The organism is Streptomyces sp. NPDC057136 (genome assembly GCF_042670885.1).
In the GTDB taxonomy this organism is placed as follows: Bacteria; Actinomycetota; Actinomycetes; order Streptomycetales; family Streptomycetaceae; genus Streptomyces.
Map to the genome: position 1 here is coordinate 288,181 of NZ_JBHUUV010000002.1, position 23,890 is coordinate 312,070.

Genomic DNA, 23,890 nt, shown 5'->3' on the forward strand with positions numbered 1-23,890 from the left:
CATCAACTATGACAGTAGGCTGTCAGTAAGGCAGCATGCTGTCAATCGGTCGGGACCCGACACCCTGCCGAACCGAACGCCACTCTCCATACAAGGTGGCCATGGAGCACGCCCCCACCAGCGCCTACGCTCGCGGCATGACCCCTCATGCCCCGTATGTCGACTCCGCGGCCGGAGCGGCCGTGAAGGCCGCCGACCGCGCGCACGTGTTCCACTCCTGGTCCGCCCAGGGTCTGATCGACCCGCTCGCCGTCGCCGGCGCCGAGGGGGCGTATTTCTGGGACTACGACGGCAACCGCTATCTCGACTTCACCAGCGGCCTCGTCTACACCAACATCGGCTACCAGCACCCGACCGTCGTCGCCGCGATCCAGGAGCAGGCGGGCAAGCTCGTCACCTTCGCTCCCGCCTTCGCGATCGAGGCGCGCTCCGAGGCCGCACGCCTCATCGCCGAGCGCACCCCGGGCGACCTGGACAAGATCTTCTTCACCAACGGCGGCGCCGAGGCCGTCGAGAACGCCGTCCGTATGGCCCGGCTGCACACCGGTCGTACGAAGGTGCTCTCCGCGTACCGCTCGTACCACGGCGCCACCTCCACCGCGATCAACCTCACCGGTGACCCGCGCCGCTGGCCGTCCGACAACGGCTCGGCGGGCGTCGTCCGTTTCTGGGCTCCGTTCCTCTACCGCTCGCCGTTCTATGCCGAGACCGAGGCCGAGGAGTGCGCACGGGCGCTCCAGCACCTGGAGGACACGCTCGCCTTCGAGGGCCCGTCCACCATCGCGGCGATCATCCTGGAGACGATCCCCGGCACGGCGGGCATCATGACGCCGCCGCCCGGCTATCTCGCGGGCGTCCGCGCGCTCTGCGACCGGTACGGCATCGTCTTCGTCCTCGACGAGGTCATGGCCGGTTTCGGCCGTACGGGCAAGTGGTTCGCCGCCGACCACTACGACGTCACCCCCGACCTGATGACCTTCGCGAAGGGCGTCAACTCCGGTTACGTACCGCTCGGCGGAGTCGCGATCAACGCGGAGATCGCCGCGACCTTCGAGACCCGCCCCTACCCGGGCGGACTCACCTACTCAGGTCACCCGCTGGCCTGCGCGGCGGCCGTCGCCACGATCAAGGTGATGGAGGACGAGAAGGTCATCGAGAACGCCGCCCACATCGGCGAGAACGTCCTCGGCCCCGGCCTGCGCGAGCTGGCCGAGCGCCACCCCTCGGTCGGCGAGGTCCGCGGCATCGGCGCGTTCTGGGCGCTGGAGCTGGTCCGCAACAAGGAGACCCGCGAACCGCTGGTCCCGTACAACGCGGCGGGCGCGGACAACGCCCCGATGGCGGCCTTCGGCGCGGCGGCGAAGAAGAACGGCCTGTGGCCCTTCATCAACATGAACCGCACCCACGCCGTCCCCGCCTGCAACGTCACCGAGGCGGAGGCCAAGGAGGGCCTGGCAGCCCTGGACATGGCGCTCTCGGTCGCCGACGAGCACACCGCGTAAGGAGTCCCGCACGACGCCCCCGCCCCCCTCCTCTTCGGCTCCCCTCCCCTTCGGCTTCCCCTGCCCGGAACCGGGCAGACGCGCCTGGCTTATGGTGACCGGAACCGAAAAGGGGAGGGGCGTTATGCGTGCGAGCGGAGGTGTGACCCGCAATACGCTGCGGCAACAGATCGCGGACGCGCTGCGTGACGAGGTGCTGGCCGGGCGTTTGCAGCCGGGCCGGGAATTCACCGTCAAGCAGATCGCGGAGCAGTACGGGGTCTCCGCGACCCCGGTACGCGAGGCACTGTTCGACCTCTCCGCGCAGGGCCTCCTCGAATCGGACCAGCACCGCGGGTTCCATGTGCGCGAATTCAGCGTGGCCGACTACCGGTCGATGGTCGAGGCCCGCGCGCTCGTGATCGACGGGGTGTTCCGCGGGGTCTTCGAGGGTCAGCAGCCGGCTCAGGCCCGCCTCGGCCCGTACCGCGACGCGCTCATCTCCGTACGCCGCCGCGCGGAAGAGGCCTCCCGGGCGGCCCGCTGCGGCGACCTCGACATCCTGATCGGCTACGACCTGCGCTTCTGGCGCGAGCTCGGTGCGATCGTCTCCAACACGTACATCACCGATTTCCTGCACCGCCTGCGCGTCCAGGCGTGGGTGTTCGCCGTGCCGTATCTGCGCGGGGACGCCGACGTACTGGACTGGCTGTGGAACGGCCACCAGGAGCTGGTGGAGGCGATCGTGGACGTGGACGCGGACGCCGTACGCGCGGTGCTCGACGCGTACAAGGAGCACGGCCTGAAGTGGGCCGACAGGCTCGCGGCCGGAAACCCGGCGCACCCGGGTCGCGGCGCGGGGACGGCCGGACCGGCGGAATAGGTCGGGAGGTGCACTGTGCGCGACGTTCCGTCCGCATTACGCTGTCCCGACCATCGCACGAACCCGTTGGAGAGCGAGAATTCGTGGCCTGTGACCTGTGGCTGGTCCCCCTCGTCGACGTGCTGTGCCACAGCCCCGACAACCCCTTCGCCGAAGAGATCGCCATCTACGACAAGGCGCTGGGCGACGCGGGACTGTCGCCCGTTCCCGTCTACGCCTATATGCCGGGCCTCACCGGGGACGTCGCCCCGGTCGCGGGATTCGACTACGACGCGCTGCACTTCCTGCGCCGCGCCTACCTGCTCCAGCTGAGCGGCCTCGCCGTGACACCCGTGGACGAACTGGGCGGGGACTACGAGCAGTTGCTGGAGATGTTCGAGCAGAGCGCGCAGCACTCGCACCTGGTCTGGCACTACGACCACGCGGGGGCGTACGTCCCGGTGGACTTCGCCGCGCCCCTCTCGAACGATGAACTGCTGGAGGGCGGCGGCCCGTTGGGCTCCTCGCACGGTCTGCTGCGGGAGCTGGAGTTCGTGGCCCCGTCGATCGGCATCGACCCGGCCAACCCGCCGACCGCCCCGCTGCCGCCCATCGGCCCGACGACGCTGGAGGAACCGGCCGGCCCGATCCCCCACGACGACAATCCGTTCGCCCGCGAACGCCACGTCTGGCTGGGCCTGCACGCAGCCGCAACGCGAAGCCTGGCCCAAGGCTCCATGATCATCTTCAGCTGACCGAGCCACCGCATCCCCAATCGGGCCGCGCGCCCCCTCCAGCCCGGCCGGGCGCCACCCTGCGGCCCGTCCGGCGCTTGAGGACATAGGCGGCACCCGGGAAACCACCCCCGGGCCCGTCCACTCCACCCGCCCCCTATTCCGGCGGCCGCTGCCGAGGCATATTCGGCCGCCCCAAAGCCGGCAGCGGGAACCGCCCCACCGCACCCCCCGGCTCGGCCCGCCCACTCCCGCCGCCCGACACCATCGACTGCATCCCCATCGGCGTGGGCCCGGCCCGGAACTCCACCATCCAGTCCGCAGTCTCCGACCGCACCAGCTCCGTGACGTCCTCCGAGAACCGGCGCAACACCCCGAGGCACCGGTCCGCCGCCTCGCTCGCCGTACCCTCGGTCGGCCCCAGCACCTCCCGTACGCACTCCGAAGCCCAGTCGAACTGGAACACCTGAAGCCGCCGCTGCACCGCCTGCGCCGTCGCGAGGTTCCTTATCCACCCGGACGTCAGCCCGAAATACCGGTCGCACGCCATGCACGCCGCACCCAGCAGCAGCGACAGGTAGCCCCATCCCGCCGCCCCGTGCAGCGCCCCCGTCAGATCGAGCAGCGGCAGCGCAGCCCCCGCGACCACCCCGGCCGCCGTACCCAGCCGCAGCGCCCGCGCCGCCCGCCGCTTCCGGAGGCGGTCCTGGAGATACCAGTCCGCAGTGCGCAGGGCACCGTCCTCGACCCAGCGGTAGAGCTCGTCGAGACGTTCGGCCGGCTCGCCCCAGTCCCCGAGCGGGAAGGCGCGGCCCGTGAGATCCCGGGGAGCCCGCACCCCCCGGGCCGGACCGGAGCGCTCAGTTCCGGTTTCTGCACCGGTTCCCTCGCCGGACTCCTTGCGGGGCGGCCCTTCGGGCTGCATCTCCGGCTGACTCACCGGGGCACTCCTCTGCACTCTGCGTAGGAACGACGTGGGTTCTCTGGCTGACACCGGGTAACTCTGCGTTACCACTGATGCGCGTGGGTGTACTGATACGCATACCTTCCTACCGCCGAATGGTGGGCCGTGGAGTCGAAATTGCGGGATCTCTGCGTGTACACCGCCTGTGATCAGGTATAGGAGGGTGACCACCGCGTTCCAAATCTCACCCGAAAGAGTTGGTCCCCGTGAGTGGGGCGCGCCGACCGGTGAACACGTAGGCTCGGCATACAGAAACATTTGTCGTCGAAATGCCAGGAGTGACCGTGATTCCCGGTGGTGGTCAGCCGAACATGCAGCAGCTGCTCCAGCAGGCCCAGAAGATGCAGCAGGACCTTGCCGAGGCCCAGGAGGAACTGGCCAGGACCGAGGTCGACGGACAGGCGGGCGGCGGCCTCGTGAAGGCCACGGTGACCGGCTCCGGCGAGCTCCGCGCCCTGGTGATCGACCCCAAGGCCGTGGACCCGGAGGACACCGAGACGCTCGCCGACCTCGTCGTCGCAGCGGTCCAGGCGGCGAACGAGAACGCGCAGGCGCTCCAGCAGCAGAAGCTGGGCCCGCTCGCGCAGGGCCTGGGCGGCGGCATCCCCGGTCTCCCGTTCTGACCCGGACCCACACCTACTCATACGCAGACCTACTGATACCCAGGCGTACCAACTACGGTACGAGCAGAGCAGTACAGCAGCAGAGAGGCTTTCCGTGTACGAAGGCGTTGTTCAGGACCTCATCGACGAATTGGGCAGGCTGCCCGGCGTCGGTCCCAAGAGCGCGCAGCGGATCGCCTTTCACATCCTGCAGGCCGAGCCGACCGACGTACGGCGTCTCGCCCATGCCCTCCTGGAGGTCAAGGACAAGGTCCGGTTCTGCTCGGTGTGCGGCAACGTCGCCCAGCAGGAGCAGTGCAACATCTGCCGGGACACCCGCCGCGACCTCACGGTCATCTGTGTGGTCGAGGAGCCGAAGGACGTCGTCGCGGTCGAGCGGACCCGCGAGTTCCGGGGCCGTTACCACGTACTCGGCGGCGCGATCAGCCCGATCGAAGGCGTCGGTCCGGACGATCTGCGCATCCGCGAGCTGCTGGCCCGGCTCGCGGACGGCTCCATCACGGAACTGATCCTGGCGACGGACCCCAACCTGGAGGGCGAGGCCACCGCGACGTACCTGGCGCGGATGGTCAAGCCGATGGGTCTCAGGGTGACCAGGCTGGCCAGCGGCCTGCCCGTGGGCGGTGACCTCGAATACGCCGACGAGGTCACTCTGGGCCGTGCGTTCGAAGGCAGGCGACTCCTGGATGTCTGACGCCTGCGCTGTGCTTCTCCGGCCCCACTCACCGTTCGAGACCGCGCCTACGGGAGGTCCCCTCGATGTCTGACGCCACGCTGAACTCCGTCACGCAGGACCCGGACGACTTCGCCGTCCAGATCGCGGACCAGATCAAGACGTTCATCGTCGCGGTCACCGAGGTGTCCAAGGTCGAGGAGCCCGAAGAGGCCGTCCCCGTACTGCTTCTCCAGGTCTCGCAGCTACTGCTCGCCGGAGGCAGGCTCGGCGCGTACGAGGACGTCCTGCCCGACGAGCGCTACGAGCCGGACCTCGGCCCCGAACCGGACGCGGACGGCCTGCGGGAACGTTTCGCGGCCCTCCTCGAACCGATCGACGTCTTCTCCGAGGTCTTCGACCCCTACGAGCCCCGCAAGGCGCCGGTCCCGCACCGCATCTCCGACGACCTGGCCGACCTGGTCACGGACCTCGGCCACGGCCTGGCCCACTACGAGGCGGACCGCACGGCCGAGGCGCTGTGGTGGTGGCAGTTCTCGTACTTCTCCAACTGGGGCTCCACCGCCTCCGCGACCCTGCGCGCCCTCCAGTCCCTGGTCGCCCACATCCGCCTGAACCAGCCCCTCGAGGAACTGGACGGCCTGGACACGGACCAGGACCCGGGCGACGCGGACCTGGCCGAGGAAGCCGGCCGCGTGATGGTCCAGGAAATCGCGGGCCCACTGGGCCTGCGCCCGGTGAAGTAGCCCGACAACGGCGCGGAATCCCCGCGCTGCTGTCGCCGGCCTCGCCCTGGCTACTCCGTGGCGGTGCCCACCACATGCTGAGGCGCGATCCGGATCACGATGCGGATCACCTCCGGCGGGAGCGCCAGGTATTCCTCGCCCGCGCCCGGGCCCTCGTACGCCTCCGCCAGGCGGACGGCCAGCGCGCGGCCGGGGTCTGCGGTCACCGTGGCGGTGCCGCGGATCTCGACGTACTGGAGCGGGTCCTTGGGGTCGTAGACGGTCAGGCTGACGCGCGGATCGCGGCGTACGTTCCGGTCCTTGCGGCGGCCCTCGGCGGTGGAGATGAGGATGTCGTCGTGATCCCGGGCGATCCAGACCACCGACGTCTGCGGACTTCCGTCGGCGTTCACTGTGGCGAGGACGGCGGGGAGGGGATCGTCCAGGAGCCTTCGAACGGTTTCGTTCCACGTAAATGGCATGAACATGAGCCTACCCAGGGGCAGTTGCCGCAGGCCGGCCCGGAGCTCAAGCCTCGGGCTCCGAGCCCTTTCTTATGGGAATGGGTGGTGAGGTTGAATCCCACCCACTCTCCCAAGTCCTGTGCGGACGTGCGCAGATGGCGCGGGGAGTGACTTTCGGTGATCAGCTTGCGCCACAGCGTGTGCACGCTCTAGGTTCGCGTTGAGCAACCCACAATCCGAAAAACGGACGACCCCGGCGGTGCGCCAACACCAAACCGGGGTCTTGCCGAGTGAGATCGAAAGAGAGTCGATCCCCCATGGCCACGGCCAACATTAGTGCTGCCCTGCGTGCACCGTCCCACCCCATGGCCATAGTTGGTTATGGCAAGCGTCACGCGCCCGACGAAGCCCCGCGTGGTGCAGCCGACTTCGCCCATCTTCCCGCCGGGGAAGCGGCACCGCCGCTTACATCGACCGGCTCCCCGAAGGCTCCGCAGCCCGAGAAGAGCGCCCACCAGGAAGAAATCGTGGGCGCCGAGATGATGTGCGCGTTCTGCGACGAGGACGAGAGCACGACCACGCTGGTCGACGGGGTCTGCGTGGACTGCCGCGCCGACATTGATCGCGACGAGGCGGCCGGTGCGACGGGCGACGTACCGGACACGTTCCTGGCCCGGCCCCGGCAGCAGATGGACGTCGCCGCCCGGGTGGTCGAGCTGCGTGCCGCGTCCGGTCGCGGGACGCTTCCGCCGCCCAGGCGCCGCTGATGGGCGCGCGAGTGCGCCGCAGCACCTGTGACCCCGTACACATCGACCTATCGTGGAGGTGACCCGCTCAGTGCGGGTGAGTGACCCCCATCGGTGTGGGCTGGGCCACAAACGGGCGTGGTTCGGTGTTCGGCGGGCAGCAACCTCGTACGAGCAGTTCGGGGCGACACGCCGGACCACCTGGTGGGCGGGACATCTCACCATCTGGTAAGGACGGGGCGATTCCGGACTGCTCGTTAAACTGAGCCGACCGCACTATTGAATTGAGCGAGGAGCGCACGTGGGCCTTGTCGTGCAGAAGTACGGAGGCTCCTCCGTAGCCGATGCCGAGGGCATCAAGCGTGTCGCCAAGCGAGTCGTCGATGCCAAGAAGAACGGCAACCAGGTGGTTGTCGTGGTGTCAGCGATGGGCGACACGACGGACGAGTTGATCGATCTCGCCGAGCAGGTTTCCCCGATCCCTGCCGGGCGTGAGTTCGACATGCTGCTGACCGCGGGAGAGCGGATCTCCATGGCGCTGCTGGCCATGGCGATCAAAAACCTGGGTCACGAGGCCCAGTCGTTCACGGGCAGCCAGGCCGGCGTCATCACCGACTCGGTTCACAACAAGGCGCGGATCATCGATGTCACGCCGGGCCGGATTCGTACCGCGCTCGACGAGGGCAATATCGCGATCGTCGCCGGCTTCCAGGGTGTGTCCCAGGACAAGAAGGACATCACCACCCTTGGTCGCGGCGGGTCCGACACCACCGCTGTCGCGCTCGCGGCCGCGCTGGATGCCGAGGTCTGTGAGATCTACACCGATGTGGACGGTGTCTTCACCGCCGACCCGCGGGTCGTGAAGAAGGCCCGGAAGATCGACTGGATCTCCTCCGAGGACATGCTGGAGCTGGCCGCGTCCGGCTCCAAGGTGCTGCTGCACCGCTGCGTCGAGTACGCACGCCGTTACAACATTCCGATCCACGTCCGCTCGTCCTTCTCGGGACTGCGCGGCACCTGGGTCAGCAACGAGCCGCAAGGGGACCAGCAGGTGGAGCACGCGATCATCTCCGGAGTCGCCCACGACATCTCGGAGGCCAAGGTCACGGTCGTCGGCGTCCCCGACAAGCCGGGCGAGGCCGCCGCGATCTTCCGCACCATCGCGAACGCGGAAGTCAACATCGACATGGTGGTTCAGAACGTCTCCGCCGCGTCGACGGGCCTGACGGACATCTCCTTCACGCTCCCGAAGTCCGAGGGCCGCAAGGCCATCGACGCCCTGGAGCGGCAGAAGGGCGCGATCGGCTTCGACTCGCTGCGTTACGACGACCAGATCGCCAAGATCTCCCTGGTCGGCGCGGGTATGAAGACCAACCCGGGCGTCACGGCGAGCTTCTTCGAGGCCCTGTCCGACGCGGGCGTGAACATTGAGCTGATCTCGACATCCGAGATCCGCATCTCGGTGGTCACCCGCGCCGAGGATGTCATCGAGGCCGTGCGCGCCGTGCACACCGCCTTCGGACTCGACAGCGACTCCGACGAGGCCGTTGTCTACGGGGGCACCGGACGATGACACACAGTCGCCCTTCGCTCGCGGTCGTCGGTGCGACCGGGGTGATCGGCGGCGTCATGCTCCAGATCCTTTCGCAGCACGCGGATGTCTGGGGCGACGTGAAGCTGATTTCCTCGCCGCGGTCGGTCGGCCGAAAGCTGGTCGTCCGCGGTGCGGAGACAGAGGTCCTCGCTCTCGACGAGGACGTGTTCGACGGCGTCGACGTGGCCCTCTTCCTGGTGCCGGACGACGTGTCCGCCCGGTGGGGGCCGGTCGCCGCGTCCAAGGGCGCGGTGGTCATCGACGACTCGGCGGCCTTCCGTATGGACGACGACGTGCCGCTGGTCGTCCCCGAGATCAACCCCCATGCCGCCCGGCTCCGGCCGCGCGGCATTGTCGCGTCCCCGCACTGCACGACGCTGTCGCTGATCGTCGCGGTCGGTGCCCTGCACGCCGAATTCGGCCTTCAGGAACTGATCGTCTCCTCCTACCAGGCCGTGAGCGGCGCGGGCCGCGAAGGTGTCGCCGCACTCCGCGAAGAGCTGTCCCTGGTGGCCGGTACGGAGCTGGGTACGCGCCCCGGAGACGTACGACGTGCTCTGGGCGACGGTGATGCGAGCCCCTTCGCAGCTCCCGTGGCGCTGAACGTGGTGCCGTGGGCGGGGACCGATGCCGGGAGCGGCTGGTCGTCCGAGGAGATGGCGATCCGTGATGAGTGCCGGAAGGTCCTGGACCTGCCGAGCCTGCGGGTCACCGCGACCTGCGTCTACGTGCCCGTCGTCGCGACGCACTCGATGTCCGTCCACGCGCGCTTCGAGAACGAGGTCGCCGTCGACCGGGCCCACGAGATCCTGGCGACCGCCCCCGGGGTGGTGCTCTTCGACAGTCCGGCGGCCGGTGACTTCCCCACCCCGTCCGATGTAGTGGGCACCGATCCGACCTGGGTCGGTCGTGTGCGGCAGTCGATGGACGATCCGAGAGCGCTCGATATGTTCATCTGCGGCGATAACCTCCGAAAAGGGGCAGCGCTGAATGTTGCGCAGATCGCCGAATCGGTGGCCGCCGAATTTCCCCGGACCTGATCGAGCCGGTTTTGTAGGATCTGTGTGTTTCCTATGAGGAACTAGCAGGTCTGAACCCCTTGAGCTGGGACATTGCCGTATCCGACGATGATCTCCTGACTTTGTGCAACCGCGGGTCGGGCGGCTGCGTCTATGCCGTCACTCTTGTGTGGCGGGGCGCATATACGGGGCATTCGGGGAAGAGCAGGTACGTATGAGGGCATGTCGCACAGCGCCAAACGCGGTGGCGCACGCGTACAACCCTGACGGGGGGCAGCGTGTCCAACTGGCGTGGCAGAGGTTCTCGACATCACAGTGGTGGGCCCGTTGCGAGGCGCTGCATTGCGTCCGCTCCGGCGGCCCCGCGCAGCCGGCGGTATGCCGGTGATTGCGCCCATGCCCGCTGCGCGTTCCACCCGGCTGCCTTCGCAGCGCGGGGGCGCTGAAGAGACGGTGGCTGCGGGGACCACGGTCGACCACCTCACGGAGACCTATCGCGCCCACTACCGTTCGCTGCTCGGCCTCGCGGCCCTGCTGCTGGACGACACTGCGTCGTGTGAGGACGTGGTGCAGGAGGCGTTCATCCGCGTGCACTCGGCGCGCAACCGGGTACGTGACCCGGAGAAGACGCTCGCGTACCTCCGCCAGACCGTCGTCAACCTCTCCCGCTCCGCACTGCGTCGCCGCATCCTCGGGCTGAAGCTGCTCTCCAAGCCCATGCCGGACATGGCGAGCGCGGAGGAGGGGGCGTACGACCAGCTGGAGAGGGACGCGCTGATCAAGGCGATGAAGGGGCTGCAGCGACGCCAGCGAGAGGTGCTGGTGCTGCGCTACTTCGCTGACATGACGGAGGCCCAGGTCGCGGAGACCCTGGGAATATCGCTGGGTTCGGTCAAGGCATACGGTTCCCGAGGCATCGCGGCGCTGCGCGTCGTGATGGAGGCGCAGGCATGAGTGGCCCCGAGCACAGGCGTGAGAGCGACCGGACTGGAAACGGAATTGTGAACCACGGGTCGGAGAACACACCGGACGCCCACTCGGATACGCCTGCGGATGGCGCCGGGGACCGGGGCCAGGCCCAGGGTCGGGCTCCGGAACCCGAGCCGGAGCGGGAGCTGGAACCGGAGTTGGAACCGGAACCGGATCCGCACGGTGTGCAGGCCCGGGGCACGGTGGCCGACGGCGACTGCGCCTCGGCCGATACGAGCGTGCTGACCAGCCTCTTCGGTGCCCGCCCGAGCACCGGCACCGGCACCGGCTCCGGCTCCGGCGACTCGGGAGCTGCCCTCGACGAGCTCGCCCTGCGCCGCATGCTCCAGGGGGTCGTCCAGGACCTCGAACCCTCCGACGGCACCCTCGACCACCTCCACCGCGCCGTGCCCGCCCGGCGCGCGCGGCGCCGGCAGGCGGTCGTCGGGGTCGCCGCGGCAGCCCTGCTGATCGGCACCGCCGTCCCCGCGTTCGTGCACGTCGCCAGTTCGGACGGCGACACCGGCGTCAACTCCGCCATCGCCGGTCACGGCGAGCAGGCCCAGGGCGGCAGCGGCGAGGAGCCGGGCGAGGAGCCCGGCGACGACAAGGAACCCGGGCCCGCCGACGAGGTGACCGACGGCGGCAAGGGCGAAGCCGACATCTCCGCATCCCCCTCGGCGGACGGCGGCGACGTCCCCGACCCCAAGGGCATCGGCGGCGTCGCCGACACACCGCGCTCCGAGACGGCCGCCATGCCCAGCTGCGGCTCGGGCCAGCTGCGTGTCGTCTCGGCCGAGTCGGGCGACGTGGACGCGGACGGGAAGGTGTACGGCACGTTCCGGATCTCCAACGTGTCCGGGGAGGGATGCTCGGTGGGCGGCGACGGCTCGGTGGGCGTGCAGGCGATGGGCGCGGCCGACCCGCTCAAGGTCCAGGTCGTCCAGCACATCGCGGGTGACCCGGCGGACGGGCTGCCCGATCCCTCCCTGGAGCCCGGCACGGTGATGCTTAAGCCGGCCATGGAGTACGAGGTGCGGTTCGCCTGGGTGCCGTCGGACACCTGCCCGACGACCGGCGCCTCGCCCAGCCCCACCCCGACAGACGGTGTCGGCGGCTCCACGGGCGAAGGTGCGACCCCGACGGACACGGAAGCGCAGTTCGGCAGCGAGGACGGCGGGACCGCGGACGGCAGCATCGCGGTGACGCATACCCCGGAGCCGGGTTCTCCGACGGCGCAGACCACGATCTCCAATGCCTGCGCGGGCACGATCTATCGCACGGGTGCGCTCACGGTCCCTCAGTGACAGTGACAGTGGCAGTGGCAGTGATGTGAGAAAGGGACGGCCCGCATGCGGGCCGTCCCTTTCTCACATCCTCGCTCGGAGCCGGTGTGGCTCAGTCGGCGTCGGCCGCGAGTCCCAGCTCGACGTCGCGCGCCGCCTCGGCCTCGCGCCGCACCAGCCGGAACCACATGAAGAGCACGAAGCCGCCGAAGACGAACCACTCGCCGGTGTAGCCGAGGTTCTGGAACGCCTTCAGGTCGAGCCCACTGCCCTGCGGCGCCTCGGCGGGCACGGGCTTCATCGCGCCACTCGTAGCTTCGGTCGAGCCCGCAGCGCCCGCAGCGCCCGCCTCGGGCTTCTGGAGCGTGACCCAGGCGTCGTACACGTCGTACGGCACGAGGTTCACCAGCGACGCGGCGCTGATCATGCCGAGTTGGCCCTCGGGCAGCCCGCCCTCGGAGTGGACGCCGTCGGTGCCCGCGTTCTCGGACGCCTGGAGATCGCCGGTCACCGTGACCGTGCCGGCCGGTGCGGTGGGCACCTCGGTGCGTCCCGCGGTGCCGGGCAGCCAACCGCGTACGACAGGCAGGGCCTTGCCGCTGTCGGTACGGAGCAGGTTGAGGACGTAGAAGCCGTTACGGTCGTCCAGCTCGCGGCCGGGGACGAGGAACTGCTCGGCGTACGTCCCGGTGGCGGTCGCGGGGCTGCCGGACGTCACCTTGTCGACCGGCAGCAGGGAGTCCAGGGGCTTGGCGGCCCGTGTACTCGGATCGGGCCGCTTCTCGGCCTCCTCGTGCGACTGCACGCGGTCCTCGAAGCGGCCGAGCTGCCAGGTGCCCATGAACACGCAGAACGGGATGGCCAGCACGACGAAGAGGTTGATCCCCCACCATCGCGGGGTCAGCAGGATCCGGTACACCCCTCCACGGTACGGTCCCCGCTCCGCGGGTCCGGAGCGGGGGCCTCCGTCACCGGTGTGGCCCGGCTACCGCTCTTGTCCTCGAACTCCCCCATAGCCTCAAAGGCATGGGAGGGGCCCCCTCGACGGGCTTGATTTCATCCTCGTCCGAGGTGCCGGAGCGCGAAGTCGAGTTCCAGGCGCACCTGCTTGATCCGTTCCTCCACGACGAGGGAGCCGTGGCCCGCGTCGTACCGGTAGACCTCGTGCACCGCGTCGCGGGCCTTCAGACGGTCCACGTAATTCTCCACCTGGCGGATGGGACAGCGCGGATCGTTGACGCCCGCCGAGATGTAGACGGGGGCGCGCACCGCGTCGACGTAGGTGAGCGGGGAAGAGGCCTCGAAGCGCTCGGGCACCTCCTCCGGCGTGCCGCCCAGCAGCGTGCGGTCCATCGCCTTCAGGGCCTCCATCTCGTCGTGGTAGGCCGTGACGTAGTCGGCGACCGGAACGGCGGCCAGGCCCAGGGCCCAGGCGTCCGGCTGCGTACCGAGGCCGAGCAGCGTCAGATAGCCGCCCCAGGAGCCACCCGCCAGCACCAGTCGGTCAGGGTCGGCGAGTCCGGACTTCACCGCCCAGTCGCGGACGGCCGCGATGTCCTCCAGCTCGATCAGCCCGACCCGGTGCTTGAGCGCGTCCGTCCAGGCACGGCCGTAACCGGTGGACCCGCGGTAGTTGACCCGTACGACCGCGAAACCGTGGTCCACCCAGGCGGCCGGGCCGGACGCGAAGGCATCGCTGTCGTGCCAGGTCGGGCCGCCGTGGATCTCGAAGACGGTGGGGAACGGTCCGTCCCCGGTGGCGGGCCGCTGGACGAGGGCGTGGATACGGCCGCCGGGGCCTTCCACCCACGCGTCCTCGACGGGCACCGATGCCGGTGCCTTCACACCCGGCGGGTCGAGGACCACCGCGCCGGTCGTCGACCGGACGACGGGCGGCAGCGCGGCCGAGGACCAGAGGTACTCCACGGTGCCGTCCGGGCGGGCCGTCGCGCCCGACACCGTGCCGGCCGGGGTCTCCACCCTGACCGGCTCCTTCGCGCCGGGCTCGTACCGCCACAGCTCGCTGCGGGCCTCGAAGCTGTGCTCGACGAGCAGCGCGGAGCCATCCGGATACCACTCGGCGCCCGCGTCACCCGGGAGGTCGATCGGGAGGTTCGTCTCGGTCCCCGCGACCGGGTCCCAGATCATCGGCTCCCAGCGGCCACGGCGCTGGTGCCCGACGAGGAGCCGGGGGTCCCCGGCCACGGGGGCGAAGCCCAGCACGGCGAGGCCGAGCTCCTTCGTGCCGCCCTCGGTGTCGTCCAGCTCGGCGACCGTCGACCCGTCCGGCCGCACCACCCGGAGCGCGGAGTGCATCGCGTCCCCGTGCTCCGTGTGCTCCAGGGCGATCAGCGTGCCGTCGTAGGAGAGGTCCCCGACCCCGGCGGACTCCCGGTGCCGGTAGATAGCCACGGGAGCACCCGAGGGGCGTACGACATGGACGGTCGTGCCCTCCTCGTCGGTGGACCGGCCGATCACCGCCGTACCGTCACGGCCGATGGCGAGACCGGCCGGGTAGGAGGCTTCGAGGCCGGGGGCGGCGGGCTCGTCGTCCCCCTGGGTGCCGCCGAAGGGCTGCCGCATCCACACACCGAACTCGTCGCCGTCGGTATCGCTGAACCACCAGATCGCCGAGCCGTCGGGCGTCAGCAGTCCGTCGGTCGTCCCGTTGGGCCGGTCGGTCACCTGGCGCTGCTGCCCACTGGACCGGTCCCATGCGTAGAGCTCATACGTCCCGGTGGCGTTGGAGACGAACAGTGAGCGGTCAGGGGCGTCCTCGGCCCAGTCGGGCAGGGACACGCGGGGCGCGCGGAAACGCTGCTCCCACTCCGGCGCGGACGAGACGTTCTGTGTGTCGCTCATGCCACCATCCAACCCGATCGGGCGCCACGACCGAGTGGCCTGTGGATAACTGTTCGCGCCGTCCCCGGCCTGTGGGTAACTTTCGGGCATGCATGCACCGACTCCGGACGACTGGCACGACGCCAACCGCGCGCGGTGGGACGAACGCGTACCGATACACGCGGCGAGCGACTACTACGACCTCGACGCGTTCCGCGCGGGAAAGGACGCTCTGCGCGACTTCGAGATCGCGGAGGTCGGCGACGTCACCGGGAAGTCGCTGCTGCACCTCCAGTGCCACATCGGACTCGACACCCTCTCCTGGGCCCGGCACGGCGCCGCCCATGTGGTCGGCCTCGACTTCTCCGAGCCCGCCGTGGAGACCGCCCGCGGTCTCGCCCGCTCCCTCGGCCTCACTCCGGAGCGCGCGGCCTTCGTCGCCGCCGATGTGTACGACGCGGCGGAGGCCGTCCCCGACTCCTCGTACGACATCGTCTACACCGGCGTCGGCGCGCTGAACTGGCTGCCCGACATCCAGCGCTGGGCGGAGACCGCCGCCTCGCTCGTCGCGCCCGGCGGCTTCCTCTACCTCGCGGAGTTCCATCCGCTGGCCGACGCGCTGGACGACGCGACGGGCTCCCGGATCACCTACGACTACTTCAGCCGCGAAGCCTGGGTGGACGAAACTCCGGGTACGTACACCGACTTGGAGGCGCCGACGATCCACAACCGCAGCGTCGAATGGCAGCATCCGGTGGGCGAGGTCGTCTCGGCGCTGGCCTCGGCCGGACTGCGGATCGAGCTGCTGCACGAGCACGACGCCTCGCTCGTCGCGCGCTTCGCCGCGCTGGAGCGGCAGAGCGACGGCTACTACCGCTTCCCGGCGGACCGCCCGCGTATCCCGCTGATGTACTCGATCAAGGCGTCACGCCAACTCTGAGGCCGTGAACGAGGGTTCATGAGCATACGGCGGTCCACCGGAGCAGCCTCCGGTGGACCGCCGTATCCGTTACGCGGCCGAGCGGAAGGCCGGCAGATAGCCGCCCGCCTGCCCCGTGGCCTTGGGGTGGTACGAGTTGTAGACCGGGATCGACACGCTGTGGATCCAGGCGTCACCGGAGCACAGCTCGTGCCCGGTGAACTCGTCCACCACGCTGGAGAAGGTGAATCCGGCATCGGCGGCCCGCTTCGCGGTGACGTCGTTCAGGATGTCCGACGCCCTGTTGATCGCCCCGCGCTCGGTCTCGGTGAGCCCGGCGATGCAGCTGCCGGAGAGCTTGTAGAAGCGCGGGTACCCCAGCACCACCACACGGGCCTGCGGAGCCCGTGAACGGATGCCGCTGTAGAGCGAGTCGAGGCGCGCCGGCAGCACGTTCTCCATCTGCGAGATCGCCGCGTTCACGCTGTTCACACAGGTGGCCTCGCTCGACAGGACGCAGTCCTGCATGACGCTCGCGAACCCGACGTCGTTACCGCCCGCGGTCACGCTGACGAGGGTCGTCGACGAACTCAGCGCGCCCAACTGGCCGCTGGAGACCGAACCCGTCGTCGCCCCCGAGCAGGCGACGAAGGCGAACGACGACGGGGAGTTCGCCGCGGCCCAGAGGTAGGGATACGCGTTGGTGCTGCGTCGGCAGTCACCGCTGTCGGAGAGGTAGTTCCCGGCGCCGACACCGGAGGAGTAGGAGTCGCCGAGAGCGACGTAGCCACCGGCGGCCGCGGAGGACGGAGCGGCGGCGCCCAGGGCGGCGACTGCGGCGAGCGCGAGTGTGGTGACGGATGCCCGAATTCTTCGTACTGACATGGCTGCCAGCCCTTCGAAGTATGGGGGGTGAGTGGGGATTTGGTGGGGCGCCCCAGTTTCTAGCAGCTCCCGGTACTCGCCGGTAATGCCCGCGCAAGAAGTCGTCTGATATGCCCGAATGATTGTTCGGTAGCCGTAGCTCCGCGCGTAGATAAACCTCGAAAGGCCCCTGAAATGAAGGCAGTTGGGGTGACGCGGGGTGTAAATCGTTTGAACGTCGACTGCGGCGGCCGTACCGTTCCCCGCCGGACGGACAACGCGAAGGAAGGCCCCGCATGACGGGCACGAAGATGCACGCCGACGAAGTCGACATCGACGCCTCGCTGGTCGGTCGGCTGATCGCGGCGCAGTTCCCGCAGTGGGCGCACCACCCCGTCACCGCGGTCCGCTCCGCGGGCACGGACAACGCCATGTACCGGCTGGGCGAGGACATGGCCGTACGGCTGCCGCGCATCCCCCGCGCGGCGGGGCAGGTCACCAAGGAGCAGCGCTGGCTGCCCCGCCTCGCCCCGCACCTCCCGCTGGCCGTGCCGGTCCCGCTCGGGCTGGGCGAGCCGGGCGAGGGGTACGAGCTGCCGTGGTCGGTGTACCGCTGGCTGGAGGGCGAGAACGTCTACGACTCACCCCTCACCGATCAGTCGCACGCGGCCGTCGAACTGGGCCGCTTCGTAGCCGCCCTGCGTACGGTCGACGCGACCGGCGGACCGGCGGGCTTTCGCGGCGGGCCGGTGAGCACCCGCGATACGGAGGTCCGCGACGCGATCCGCGACCTGGGCGCGGACGGCACGGTGGACGCGGACCTGGCGGCGGCGGCCTGGGAATCGGCTCTCCGGCTCCCGCAGTGGGAGGGCGAGCCCGTCTGGCTCCACGGCGATCTGCTGCCGGGCAACATGCTGGCCCGGGACGGACGTCTCACGGCCGTCATCGACTTCGGCGGGCTCGGCACCGGCGACCCCGCCTGCGACACGATGGCCGCCTGGACCCTGCTGTCCGCCGGCTCCCGCGAGCTGTTCCGCGAGGCCGTCGAGGTGGACGACGCGACGTGGGCACGGGGGAGGAGCTGGGCGCTGACCTTCGGCCTCACGGCGTACCACTATTACCGCGTCACGAACCCGGTACTGGCCGCCGTCGGCCGACGCGCGGTGGGCGAGGCCCTGGACGACTTCCGGCGCGAGGGCTGACCCGCGGTCGACGCCGCCGGGACTGCCGGTCACGGACGGGCCGTGTCAACAACGCGTGAAGAGATCACCGTCAGGCGCAAGGAACGCGCACTCGGTGAGCTCCTCGCACAAGCTCAACTGCCGCTCGCTGCCGTACCCCTGACGGGGACGTTGGTCAACCGAGGCCGGGGGTTGCGGAGATGACCAGATCGATGAGTTTGATGCCGAGGAACGGCAGGACCAGGCCGCCGAGTCCGTACACGATGAGATTGCGGCGCAGCAGGTCGTGGGCGGATGCGGGGGTGTAGCGGAGTTGCTTGCCGATCTCGACGATCTCGACGATCTCGATGAGCTTGGTGGGGTTGGAGTCCAGGTCCACCATGTTCCCGGCCTCCTTGGCGGCCGAGGTACCGGTGTTCATGGCCACCCCGACATCCGCCTGCGCCAGTGCGGGGCGTCGTTCGTACCGTCCCCGGTCATCGCGACGAGCTTGCCACCCGCCTGCTCCCGCTTGATGAGGGCGAGCTTGTCCTCGGGCGTCGCTTCGGCGAGGTAGTCGTCGACACCGGCCTCCTGGGCGATGGCCTTGGCGGTCAGCGGGTTGTCGCCGGTGATCATCACTGTACGGATACCCATGCGGCGCAGTTCCGCGAACCGCTCCCGGATGCCCTCCTTCACCACGTCCTTGAGGTGGATGATCCCGAGGACCCGCGGCCCGTCCCAGTCGTGCACCGCGACCAGCAGCGGGGTACCGCCCGCGTCAGAGACCGCGTCGCTCCACGCGCGAGCCTCGCCGGGCACCTTACCGCCGTACATCTCCACCCAGCCGATGACCTGCGCCGCCGCCCCCTTGCGGATGTGGCAGGCGGCGCCGTTCTCCCAGCGCAGGTCGATGCCGCTCATCCGGGTCTGCGCGCTGAACTCCACGAGACCTGGTGCGCAATCCGTCGACGCGGCGGTACTCGATTTCCTGATGCGGGCGGGGGGCAGTCGCCCCCGGGGCGCAGGGGGCCGGCGAGTGACCGGGTTCCGCGCCCCGGCGCAAAGAGCCGTAGGGGATGCGTCAAGAGCACGCCGAGAGTCGTATGGGACCCGTTAACGGGAGTCGCGGCCCTCTGAAAAGGCGGTTTCCTCGGAATGCCCGAAAATCCGTTCTTCACTCAGGAGCTCACGATGGCCGACGTGGCCTTCGTCGTCACCACGATCGCGGTCTTCGCGCTGGTGGCTTTCATTGCCAGGGGGGTGGCGAAGCTGTGACTGCCGAGAACATAGTCGGCCTCGTCGTGGCAGCCGCCCTGCTGGGCTACCTCGTGCTCGCCCTCGTCAAGCCGGAGAGGTTCTGAGTACGGATATGAGTCCTGTCCTTGCTGGACTGCTCCAGCTCCTTGCCCTGATCATCGCGCTGGGGCTGGCCTACCGCCCGCTCGGCGACTACATGGCCCGTACCTACTCCTCCGACAAGCACCTCCGTGTCGAGAAGTGGATATACAAGGCCATCGGAGCCAACCCCACCACCGAGATGCGCTGGCCCGCCTATCTGCGCGGTGTCCTCGCCTTCTCCGCGGTGAGCGTCCTCTTCCTCTACCTCATGCAGCGTGTGCAGGGCTACCTGCCCGGCTCGCTCGGGTTCTCCTCGATCGACCCGGACCAGGCGTTCAACACCGCCGCGTCGTTCGTCGCGAACACCAACTGGCAGTCGTACTACGGCGAGCAGGCCATGGGCCACGTCGTACAGACCGGCGGCCTGGCGGTACAGAACTTTGCGTCCGCCGCGGTGGGCATGGCGGTCGCGGTGGCTCTCGTACGGGGCTTCGCCCGCGCCCGCACCGGTGAGCTGGGCAACTTCTGGTCCGACCTGGTGCGCGGCACCGTTCGGATCCTGCTCCCGATCTCCGTGATCGGCGCGATCGTTCTGGTCGCGTGCGGCGCGATCCAGAACTTCTCCGGGATCCACGAGGTCGGCCAGTTCATGGGCGGCACACAGGAGTGGAACGGCGGCGCGGTCGCCTCGCAGGAAGCCATCAAGGAGCTGGGCACGAACGGCGGCGGATACTTCAACGCCAACTCGGCCCACCCCTTCGAGAACCCCAACGCGTTCTCGAACCTCTTCGAGATCTTCCTGATCCTGGTCATCCCGTTCGCGCTGACCCGCACCTTCGGCAAGATGGTCGGCAGCGTCAAGCAGGGTTACGCGATTCTCGCCACGATGGCGACGATCTGGATCGGCTTCAGTCTCCTGATGCTGTGGACCGAGTCCGCGCACAACGGACCGGCCTTCGACATCGCCGGCGGTGCGATGGAGGGTAAGGAAACCCGCTTCGGGATCGGCGGCTCGTCGATCTTCGCGGTGGCCACCACCCTCACCTCCACCGGTGCGGTGAACTCCTTCCACTCCTCGTACACCGGCTTCGGCGGCGGCATCACGATGCTGGGCATGCAGCTCGGCGAGATCGCCCCCGGCGGTGTCGGGTCCGGTCTCTACGGCATGCTGATCATGGCGATCATCGCGGTGTTCATCGCCGGTCTGATGGTCGGCCGTACCCCGGAGTACCTGGGCAAGAAGATCGGCACACGGCAGATCAAGTTCGCCGCCTGCTACATCCTCGTCACCCCGGCGCTGGTGCTCTGCTTCACCGCCGCGGCGATGGCCCTGGACACCCCGTCCAACTCGATGACCAACTCCGGTGCGCACGGCTTCTCCGAGATCCTGTACGCCTATACCTCGGGCGCCAACAACAACGGATCGGCCTTCGCCGGTCTGAACGCGGACACGCAGTGGTTCAACAGCACGATCGGTATCGCGATGCTGCTGGGCCGGTTCCTGCCGATGGTGTTCGTGCTGGCGCTGGCGGGGTCGCTGGCCGAGCAGACTCCGGTCCCTGAGACGGCGGGCACGCTGCGTACGCAGAAGCCGCTGTTCACGGGTCTCCTGGTCGGCACGATCATGATCATCACCGGTCTGACCTACTTCCCGGCGCTCGCGCTGGGACCGCTCGCCGAAGGGCTCGCGTCATGAGCACCAGTACTCCGACCGGTACTCCGACCGGTACTCCGACCGGTACTCCGACCGGTACTCCGACCGGTTCTGCGACCCGGGCACCGCACCAGGATGCCCCCACCGGTCACAAGCCCGAGAGCGGCAAGGTGGGCGGGGGTCTGTTCGATCCCAAGATGCTGATCAAGGCGGTCCCGGACGCGCTGCGCAAGCTCGACCCCCGGGTGATGATCAAGTCGCCCGTGATGTTCGTGGTGCTGATCGGGTCCGTACTGACCACGGTCTTCGCCCTCAAGGAACCGGGCGACTGGTTCGGCTGGGCGATCACTGCCTGGCTGTGGCTGACGACGATCTTCGCCAACCTGGCCGAGGCCGTGGCCGAGGGCCGCGGCAAGGCGCAGGCCGACACGCTCCGCAAGGCCAAGACGGACACGGTCGCCCGCCGGGCCATCGGTAAGAACGAGGAGCGGGTGCCCGGCACCGAGCTGCGCATCGGCGACCTCGTGGTCTGCGAGGCGGGCGACATCATCCCCGGCGACGGTGACGTCGTCGAAGGTGTCGCCTCGGTCGACGAGTCGGCGATCACGGGTGAATCGGCCCCGGTCATCCGGGAGTCGGGCGGCGACCGCAGTGCCGTCACCGGCGGTACGAAGGTGCTGTCCGACCGGATCGTCATCAAGATCACCACGAAGCCCGGCGAGACCTTCATCGACCGGATGATCAACCTGGTCGAGGGCGCCTCCAGGCAGAAGACGCCCAACGAGATCGCGCTCAACATCCTGCTCGCGTCTCTCACCATCGTCTTCCTGCTCGCGGTCGTCACGCTCCAGCCGTTCGCCACGTACGCCGGCGCCCGGCAGTCGATGATCGTGCTGACCGCGCTGCTGGTCTGCCTCATCCCGACGACGATCGGGGCACTGCTCTCGGCGATCGGCATCGCGGGCATGGACCGGCTGGTCCAGCGCAACGTCCTGGCGATGTCCGGCCGTGCCGTCGAGGCCGCGGGCGACGTCTCCACGCTGCTGCTCGACAAGACCGGCACCATCACCCTCGGCAACCGTCAGGCGTCCGAGTTCGTGCCGGTCAAGGGCACGACGGAGGCCGAGCTCGCAGACGCCGCCCAGCTCTCCTCGCTGGCCGACGAGACCCCCGAGGGCCGCTCGATCGTGGTCCTGGCCAAGGAGAAGTACGGACTGCGCGAACGCCACCAGGGCGAGCTGAAGCAGGCCGAGTGGGTGGCCTTCACCGCCCAGACCCGTATGTCGGGTGTGGACGTCGACGGGCGCAAGGTGCGTAAGGGCGCGACCGGTTCGGTTGTCGCCTGGGTCAAGGAGCGTGGCGGCAGTGTCTCGGAGGACGCCCAGGCGCTCACCGACCGGATTTCCCAGGCTGGTGGCACGCCGCTGCTGGTGGCTCTGGAGGACGCGGAAGGCGCCCGGGTGCTGGGTGTCATCCACCTCAAGGACGTCGTGAAGGAGGGGATGCGGGAGCGGTTCGACGAACTGCGCCGCATGGGCATCAAGACGGTCATGATCACGGGTGACAACCCGCTGACCGCGAAGGCCATCGCCGAGGAGGCGGGAGTCGACGACTTCCTCGCCGAAGCGACGCCCGAGGACAAGATGGCCCTCATCAAGCGGGAGCAGGCGGGTGGCAAGCTCGTCGCGATGACGGGCGACGGTACGAACGACGCGCCGGCACTGGCTCAGGCGGACGTCGGGGTGGCCATGAACACCGGTACCTCGGCCGCCAAGGAGGCCGGGAACATGGTGGACCTGGACTCCAACCCCACCAAGCTCATCGAGATCGTCGAGATCGGCAAGCAACTCCTCATCACGCGAGGCGCGTTGACGACGTTCTCGATCGCCAACGACGTCGCGAAGTACTTCGCGATCATCCCCGCGATGTTCGCGGTCGTCTACCCGGGCCTGGACAAGCTCAACATCATGGACCTGTCCTCGCCGGAGTCGGCGATCCTGTCCGCCGTCATCTTCAACGCGCTGATCATCATCGCGCTGGTGCCGCTGGCCCTCAAGGGCGTCCAGTACAAGCCCACCAGCGCCGGCAGGATGCTCCGCCGCAACCTCGGGATCTACGGACTCGGCGGCCTGGTCGCCCCGTTCATCGGTATCAAGATCATCGACCTGCTCATCTCCTCCATCCCCGGGCTGCGCTGAAATTAGGAGCGTGCTGACCAGCCATGAACAACTCCCTTGGAAACACTGCCAGGATGCTCGGCGCCGGACTGCGGGCTCTGCTCGTCCTGACCGTGATCTGCGGGGTCATCTACCCGCTCGCCGTCACCGGCGTCGCCCAGGCCCTGTTCAACGACAAGGCCAACGGCTCCGAGATCAAGTCCGACGGCCGGGTCGTCGGCTCCGAACTCATCGGCCAGACGTACAACCTGCCGAAGCAGAACCCGGACGACCCGGAGGAGGCGGCGGTCCCGGACCTGAAGTGGTTCCAGCCCCGCCCGTCCAACGGCCTCGGCAGCAACAGCGTCAACAGCCAGTACTCGATCATCCTCTCCGGCGCGACCAACCGGTCCGGCGACAACGAGGACCTGATCCAGTGGGTCAAGGACGCCAAGGCGGCCGTGGTCAAGGACAACTCGACCCCCGGCTACAAGGTGAAGCCCGAAGACGTACCGGCCGAGGCCGTCACCTCCTCCGGTTCCGGCCTGGACCCGCATATCTCCCCGGAGTACGCGAAGCTCCAGGTCCACCGGGTGGCCGAGAAGAACCACCTCGACGTCAAGCAGGTCGGCAAGCTCGTCGCCGACCACACCGACGACCGGACCCTCGGCTTCATCGGTGAGCCCCGCGTCAACGTCCTCCAGCTCAACATCGCCCTCAAGGAACTGACCAAGAACTGATGGCATTACCAGCATCACGCGGGAGCCGACGGGCCTTGGAACGTACAGGGCCCGCCGGCTCCCGCCGCACGCCGG

At 69.0% G+C, this 23,890-nt stretch carries 22 protein-coding genes and 1 pseudogene; 17 read left to right on the forward strand and 6 right to left on the reverse strand.

Features of this window, described 5'->3' with window-relative positions; all coding sequences use genetic code 11:
• Window positions 1–137 precede the first annotated feature (137 nt).
• The 3 genes from ACFT7S_RS03840 to ACFT7S_RS03850 all read left to right on the forward strand — a co-directional run bounded on the left by ACFT7S_RS03840 (window position 138) and on the right by ACFT7S_RS03850 (window position 3,098).
• Window positions 138–1,502 (forward strand): aspartate aminotransferase family protein, encoded by a 1,365-nt coding sequence (locus ACFT7S_RS03840; RefSeq protein ID WP_382726516.1) that lies wholly within the window; start codon window positions 138–140, stop codon window positions 1,500–1,502.
• A 124-nt stretch (window positions 1,503–1,626) separates the two neighbouring features.
• On the forward strand, window positions 1,627–2,364 hold the full coding sequence (locus tag ACFT7S_RS03845; protein ID WP_382726518.1) for a GntR family transcriptional regulator: 738 nt from the start codon (window positions 1,627–1,629) through the stop codon (window positions 2,362–2,364).
• Between the two features lie 83 nt (window positions 2,365–2,447).
• On the forward strand, window positions 2,448–3,098 hold the full coding sequence (locus ACFT7S_RS03850; protein ID WP_382726521.1) for a hypothetical protein: 651 nt from the start codon (window positions 2,448–2,450) through the stop codon (window positions 3,096–3,098).
• A 136-nt stretch (window positions 3,099–3,234) separates the two neighbouring features.
• On the opposite strand, the gene ACFT7S_RS03855 is transcribed toward ACFT7S_RS03850, so the two are convergent.
• On the reverse strand, window positions 3,235–4,017 hold the full coding sequence (locus ACFT7S_RS03855; protein WP_382726524.1) for an SLATT domain-containing protein: 783 nt from the start codon (window positions 4,015–4,017) through the stop codon (window positions 3,235–3,237).
• Window positions 4,018–4,325: 308 nt separating this feature from the next.
• Between ACFT7S_RS03855 and ACFT7S_RS03860 the strand changes: the two genes are divergently transcribed.
• From ACFT7S_RS03860 to ACFT7S_RS03870, 3 genes are all read left to right on the forward strand, one after another.
• Window positions 4,326–4,664: a YbaB/EbfC family nucleoid-associated protein gene (locus ACFT7S_RS03860; protein WP_362848598.1), complete on the forward strand. Its 339-nt coding sequence runs from the start codon at window positions 4,326–4,328 to the stop codon at window positions 4,662–4,664.
• 94 nt (window positions 4,665–4,758) lie between these two features.
• On the forward strand, window positions 4,759–5,358 hold the full coding sequence (gene recR, locus ACFT7S_RS03865) for a recombination mediator RecR (RefSeq protein WP_382726527.1): 600 nt from the start codon (window positions 4,759–4,761) through the stop codon (window positions 5,356–5,358).
• A 65-nt stretch (window positions 5,359–5,423) separates the two neighbouring features.
• Window positions 5,424–6,083 (forward strand): DUF5063 domain-containing protein, encoded by a 660-nt coding sequence (locus ACFT7S_RS03870; protein ID WP_382726530.1) that lies wholly within the window; start codon window positions 5,424–5,426, stop codon window positions 6,081–6,083.
• Window positions 6,084–6,133: 50 nt separating this feature from the next.
• On the opposite strand, the gene ACFT7S_RS03875 is transcribed toward ACFT7S_RS03870, so the two are convergent.
• A complete protein-coding gene (locus ACFT7S_RS03875) occupies window positions 6,134–6,544 on the reverse strand; it encodes a PPOX class F420-dependent oxidoreductase (protein WP_382726533.1) in 411 nt (136 codons plus the stop codon).
• Window positions 6,545–6,843: 299 nt separating this feature from the next.
• On the opposite strand from ACFT7S_RS03875, the gene ACFT7S_RS03880 reads away from it, so the two are divergent.
• The 5 genes from ACFT7S_RS03880 to ACFT7S_RS03900 all read left to right on the forward strand — a co-directional run bounded on the left by ACFT7S_RS03880 (window position 6,844) and on the right by ACFT7S_RS03900 (window position 12,161).
• Window positions 6,844–7,293 carry a hypothetical protein gene (locus ACFT7S_RS03880; RefSeq protein WP_382726536.1) on the forward strand — a complete coding sequence of 150 codons (450 nt, stop codon included), beginning with the start codon at window positions 6,844–6,846 and terminating at the stop codon, window positions 7,291–7,293.
• A 280-nt stretch (window positions 7,294–7,573) separates the two neighbouring features.
• A complete protein-coding gene (locus ACFT7S_RS03885; protein ID WP_382726539.1) occupies window positions 7,574–8,845 on the forward strand; it encodes an aspartate kinase in 1,272 nt (423 codons plus the stop codon).
• A complete protein-coding gene (locus tag ACFT7S_RS03890; RefSeq protein ID WP_382726541.1) occupies window positions 8,842–9,906 on the forward strand; it encodes an aspartate-semialdehyde dehydrogenase in 1,065 nt (354 codons plus the stop codon). Before ACFT7S_RS03885 ends, ACFT7S_RS03890 begins: the two co-directional genes overlap by 4 nt.
• Before the next feature lie 357 nt (window positions 9,907–10,263).
• Window positions 10,264–10,839, forward strand: a complete 576-nt coding sequence (locus ACFT7S_RS03895) for a SigE family RNA polymerase sigma factor (RefSeq protein ID WP_362848596.1) — start codon at window positions 10,264–10,266, stop codon at window positions 10,837–10,839.
• Window positions 10,840–10,886: 47 nt separating this feature from the next.
• Window positions 10,887–12,161 carry a hypothetical protein gene (locus ACFT7S_RS03900; protein ID WP_382726545.1) on the forward strand — a complete coding sequence of 425 codons (1,275 nt, stop codon included), beginning with the start codon at window positions 10,887–10,889 and terminating at the stop codon, window positions 12,159–12,161.
• Window positions 12,162–12,252: 91 nt separating this feature from the next.
• Here the strand turns inward: ACFT7S_RS03900 and ACFT7S_RS03905 are convergent, their stop codons facing one another.
• Window positions 12,253–13,059: an SURF1 family protein gene (locus ACFT7S_RS03905; protein WP_382726546.1), complete on the reverse strand. Its 807-nt coding sequence runs from the start codon at window positions 13,057–13,059 to the stop codon at window positions 12,253–12,255.
• Between the two features lie 137 nt (window positions 13,060–13,196).
• Window positions 13,197–15,002: a S9 family peptidase gene (locus ACFT7S_RS03910; protein WP_382726548.1), complete on the reverse strand. Its 1,806-nt coding sequence runs from the start codon at window positions 15,000–15,002 to the stop codon at window positions 13,197–13,199.
• 88 nt (window positions 15,003–15,090) lie between these two features.
• Here ACFT7S_RS03910 and ACFT7S_RS03915 point away from each other — a divergent pair, with 88 nt between their 5' ends.
• Window positions 15,091–15,921: a class I SAM-dependent methyltransferase gene (locus tag ACFT7S_RS03915; RefSeq protein WP_382726550.1), complete on the forward strand. Its 831-nt coding sequence runs from the start codon at window positions 15,091–15,093 to the stop codon at window positions 15,919–15,921.
• 69 nt (window positions 15,922–15,990) lie between these two features.
• Here ACFT7S_RS03915 and ACFT7S_RS03920 read toward each other — a convergent pair whose 3' ends face one another.
• The gene (locus tag ACFT7S_RS03920) at window positions 15,991–16,785 is read right to left on the reverse strand and encodes an SGNH/GDSL hydrolase family protein (RefSeq protein ID WP_382726553.1); all 795 of its coding nucleotides are present in this window, start codon (window positions 16,783–16,785) and stop codon (window positions 15,991–15,993) included.
• A 275-nt stretch (window positions 16,786–17,060) separates the two neighbouring features.
• Here ACFT7S_RS03920 and ACFT7S_RS03925 point away from each other — a divergent pair, with 275 nt between their 5' ends.
• Window positions 17,061–17,966, forward strand: coding sequence for an aminoglycoside phosphotransferase family protein (locus ACFT7S_RS03925; RefSeq protein WP_382726556.1), 906 nt, complete (start codon window positions 17,061–17,063; stop codon window positions 17,964–17,966).
• Window positions 17,967–18,120: 154 nt separating this feature from the next.
• Here ACFT7S_RS03925 and ACFT7S_RS03930 read toward each other — a convergent pair.
• Window positions 18,121–18,872, reverse strand: a pseudogene (locus tag ACFT7S_RS03930) (HAD-IC family P-type ATPase); the annotation flags it as partial.
• A gap of 326 nt (window positions 18,873–19,198) precedes the next feature.
• On the opposite strand from ACFT7S_RS03930, the gene kdpF reads away from it, so the two are divergent.
• From kdpF to ACFT7S_RS03950, 4 genes are read left to right on the forward strand one after another with little or no spacing between them, the layout of a single operon-like run.
• Entirely contained in the window at window positions 19,199–19,288 is a 90-nt protein-coding gene (kdpF, locus tag ACFT7S_RS03935; RefSeq protein ID WP_361896819.1) for a K(+)-transporting ATPase subunit F, read from the forward strand.
• Between the two features lie 8 nt (window positions 19,289–19,296).
• The gene (gene kdpA / locus ACFT7S_RS03940; protein ID WP_382726559.1) at window positions 19,297–20,961 is read left to right on the forward strand and encodes a potassium-transporting ATPase subunit KdpA; all 1,665 of its coding nucleotides are present in this window, start codon (window positions 19,297–19,299) and stop codon (window positions 20,959–20,961) included.
• Window positions 20,958–23,117, forward strand: a complete 2,160-nt coding sequence (kdpB, locus tag ACFT7S_RS03945; RefSeq protein ID WP_382726562.1) for a potassium-transporting ATPase subunit KdpB — start codon at window positions 20,958–20,960, stop codon at window positions 23,115–23,117. Before kdpA ends, kdpB begins: the two co-directional genes overlap by 4 nt.
• Before the next feature lie 23 nt (window positions 23,118–23,140).
• Window positions 23,141–23,815, forward strand: a complete 675-nt coding sequence (locus ACFT7S_RS03950; RefSeq protein WP_382726565.1) for a potassium-transporting ATPase subunit C — start codon at window positions 23,141–23,143, stop codon at window positions 23,813–23,815.
• The last annotated feature ends 75 nt before the right edge of the window (window positions 23,816–23,890 follow it).

What these genes read in the sequence shown, in the direction of transcription:
- ACFT7S_RS03840 (WP_382726516.1), top strand. Translation starts at nt 138, where the DNA reads ATGACCCCTCATGCCCCGTATGTCGACTCCGCGGCCGGAGCGGCCGTG.
- ACFT7S_RS03845 (WP_382726518.1), top strand. Translation starts at nt 1,627, where the DNA reads ATGCGTGCGAGCGGAGGTGTGACCCGCAATACGCTGCGGCAACAGATC.
- ACFT7S_RS03870 (WP_382726530.1), top strand. Translation starts at nt 5,424, where the DNA reads ATGTCTGACGCCACGCTGAACTCCGTCACGCAGGACCCGGACGACTTC.
- ACFT7S_RS03875 (WP_382726533.1), bottom strand. Translation starts at nt 6,544, where the DNA reads ATGCCATTTACGTGGAACGAAACCGTTCGAAGGCTCCTGGACGATCCC.
- ACFT7S_RS03880 (WP_382726536.1), top strand. Translation starts at nt 6,844, where the DNA reads ATGGCCACGGCCAACATTAGTGCTGCCCTGCGTGCACCGTCCCACCCC.
- ACFT7S_RS03890 (WP_382726541.1), top strand. Translation starts at nt 8,842, where the DNA reads ATGACACACAGTCGCCCTTCGCTCGCGGTCGTCGGTGCGACCGGGGTG.
- ACFT7S_RS03895 (WP_362848596.1), top strand. Translation starts at nt 10,264, where the DNA reads ATGCCGGTGATTGCGCCCATGCCCGCTGCGCGTTCCACCCGGCTGCCT.
- ACFT7S_RS03910 (WP_382726548.1), bottom strand. Translation starts at nt 15,002, where the DNA reads ATGAGCGACACACAGAACGTCTCGTCCGCGCCGGAGTGGGAGCAGCGT.
- ACFT7S_RS03915 (WP_382726550.1), top strand. Translation starts at nt 15,091, where the DNA reads ATGCATGCACCGACTCCGGACGACTGGCACGACGCCAACCGCGCGCGG.
- ACFT7S_RS03920 (WP_382726553.1), bottom strand. Translation starts at nt 16,785, where the DNA reads ATGTCAGTACGAAGAATTCGGGCATCCGTCACCACACTCGCGCTCGCC.
- ACFT7S_RS03925 (WP_382726556.1), top strand. Translation starts at nt 17,061, where the DNA reads ATGACGGGCACGAAGATGCACGCCGACGAAGTCGACATCGACGCCTCG.
- kdpA (WP_382726559.1), top strand. Translation starts at nt 19,297, where the DNA reads ATGAGTCCTGTCCTTGCTGGACTGCTCCAGCTCCTTGCCCTGATCATC.
- kdpB (WP_382726562.1), top strand. Translation starts at nt 20,958, where the DNA reads ATGAGCACCAGTACTCCGACCGGTACTCCGACCGGTACTCCGACCGGT.
- ACFT7S_RS03950 (WP_382726565.1), top strand. Translation starts at nt 23,141, where the DNA reads ATGAACAACTCCCTTGGAAACACTGCCAGGATGCTCGGCGCCGGACTG.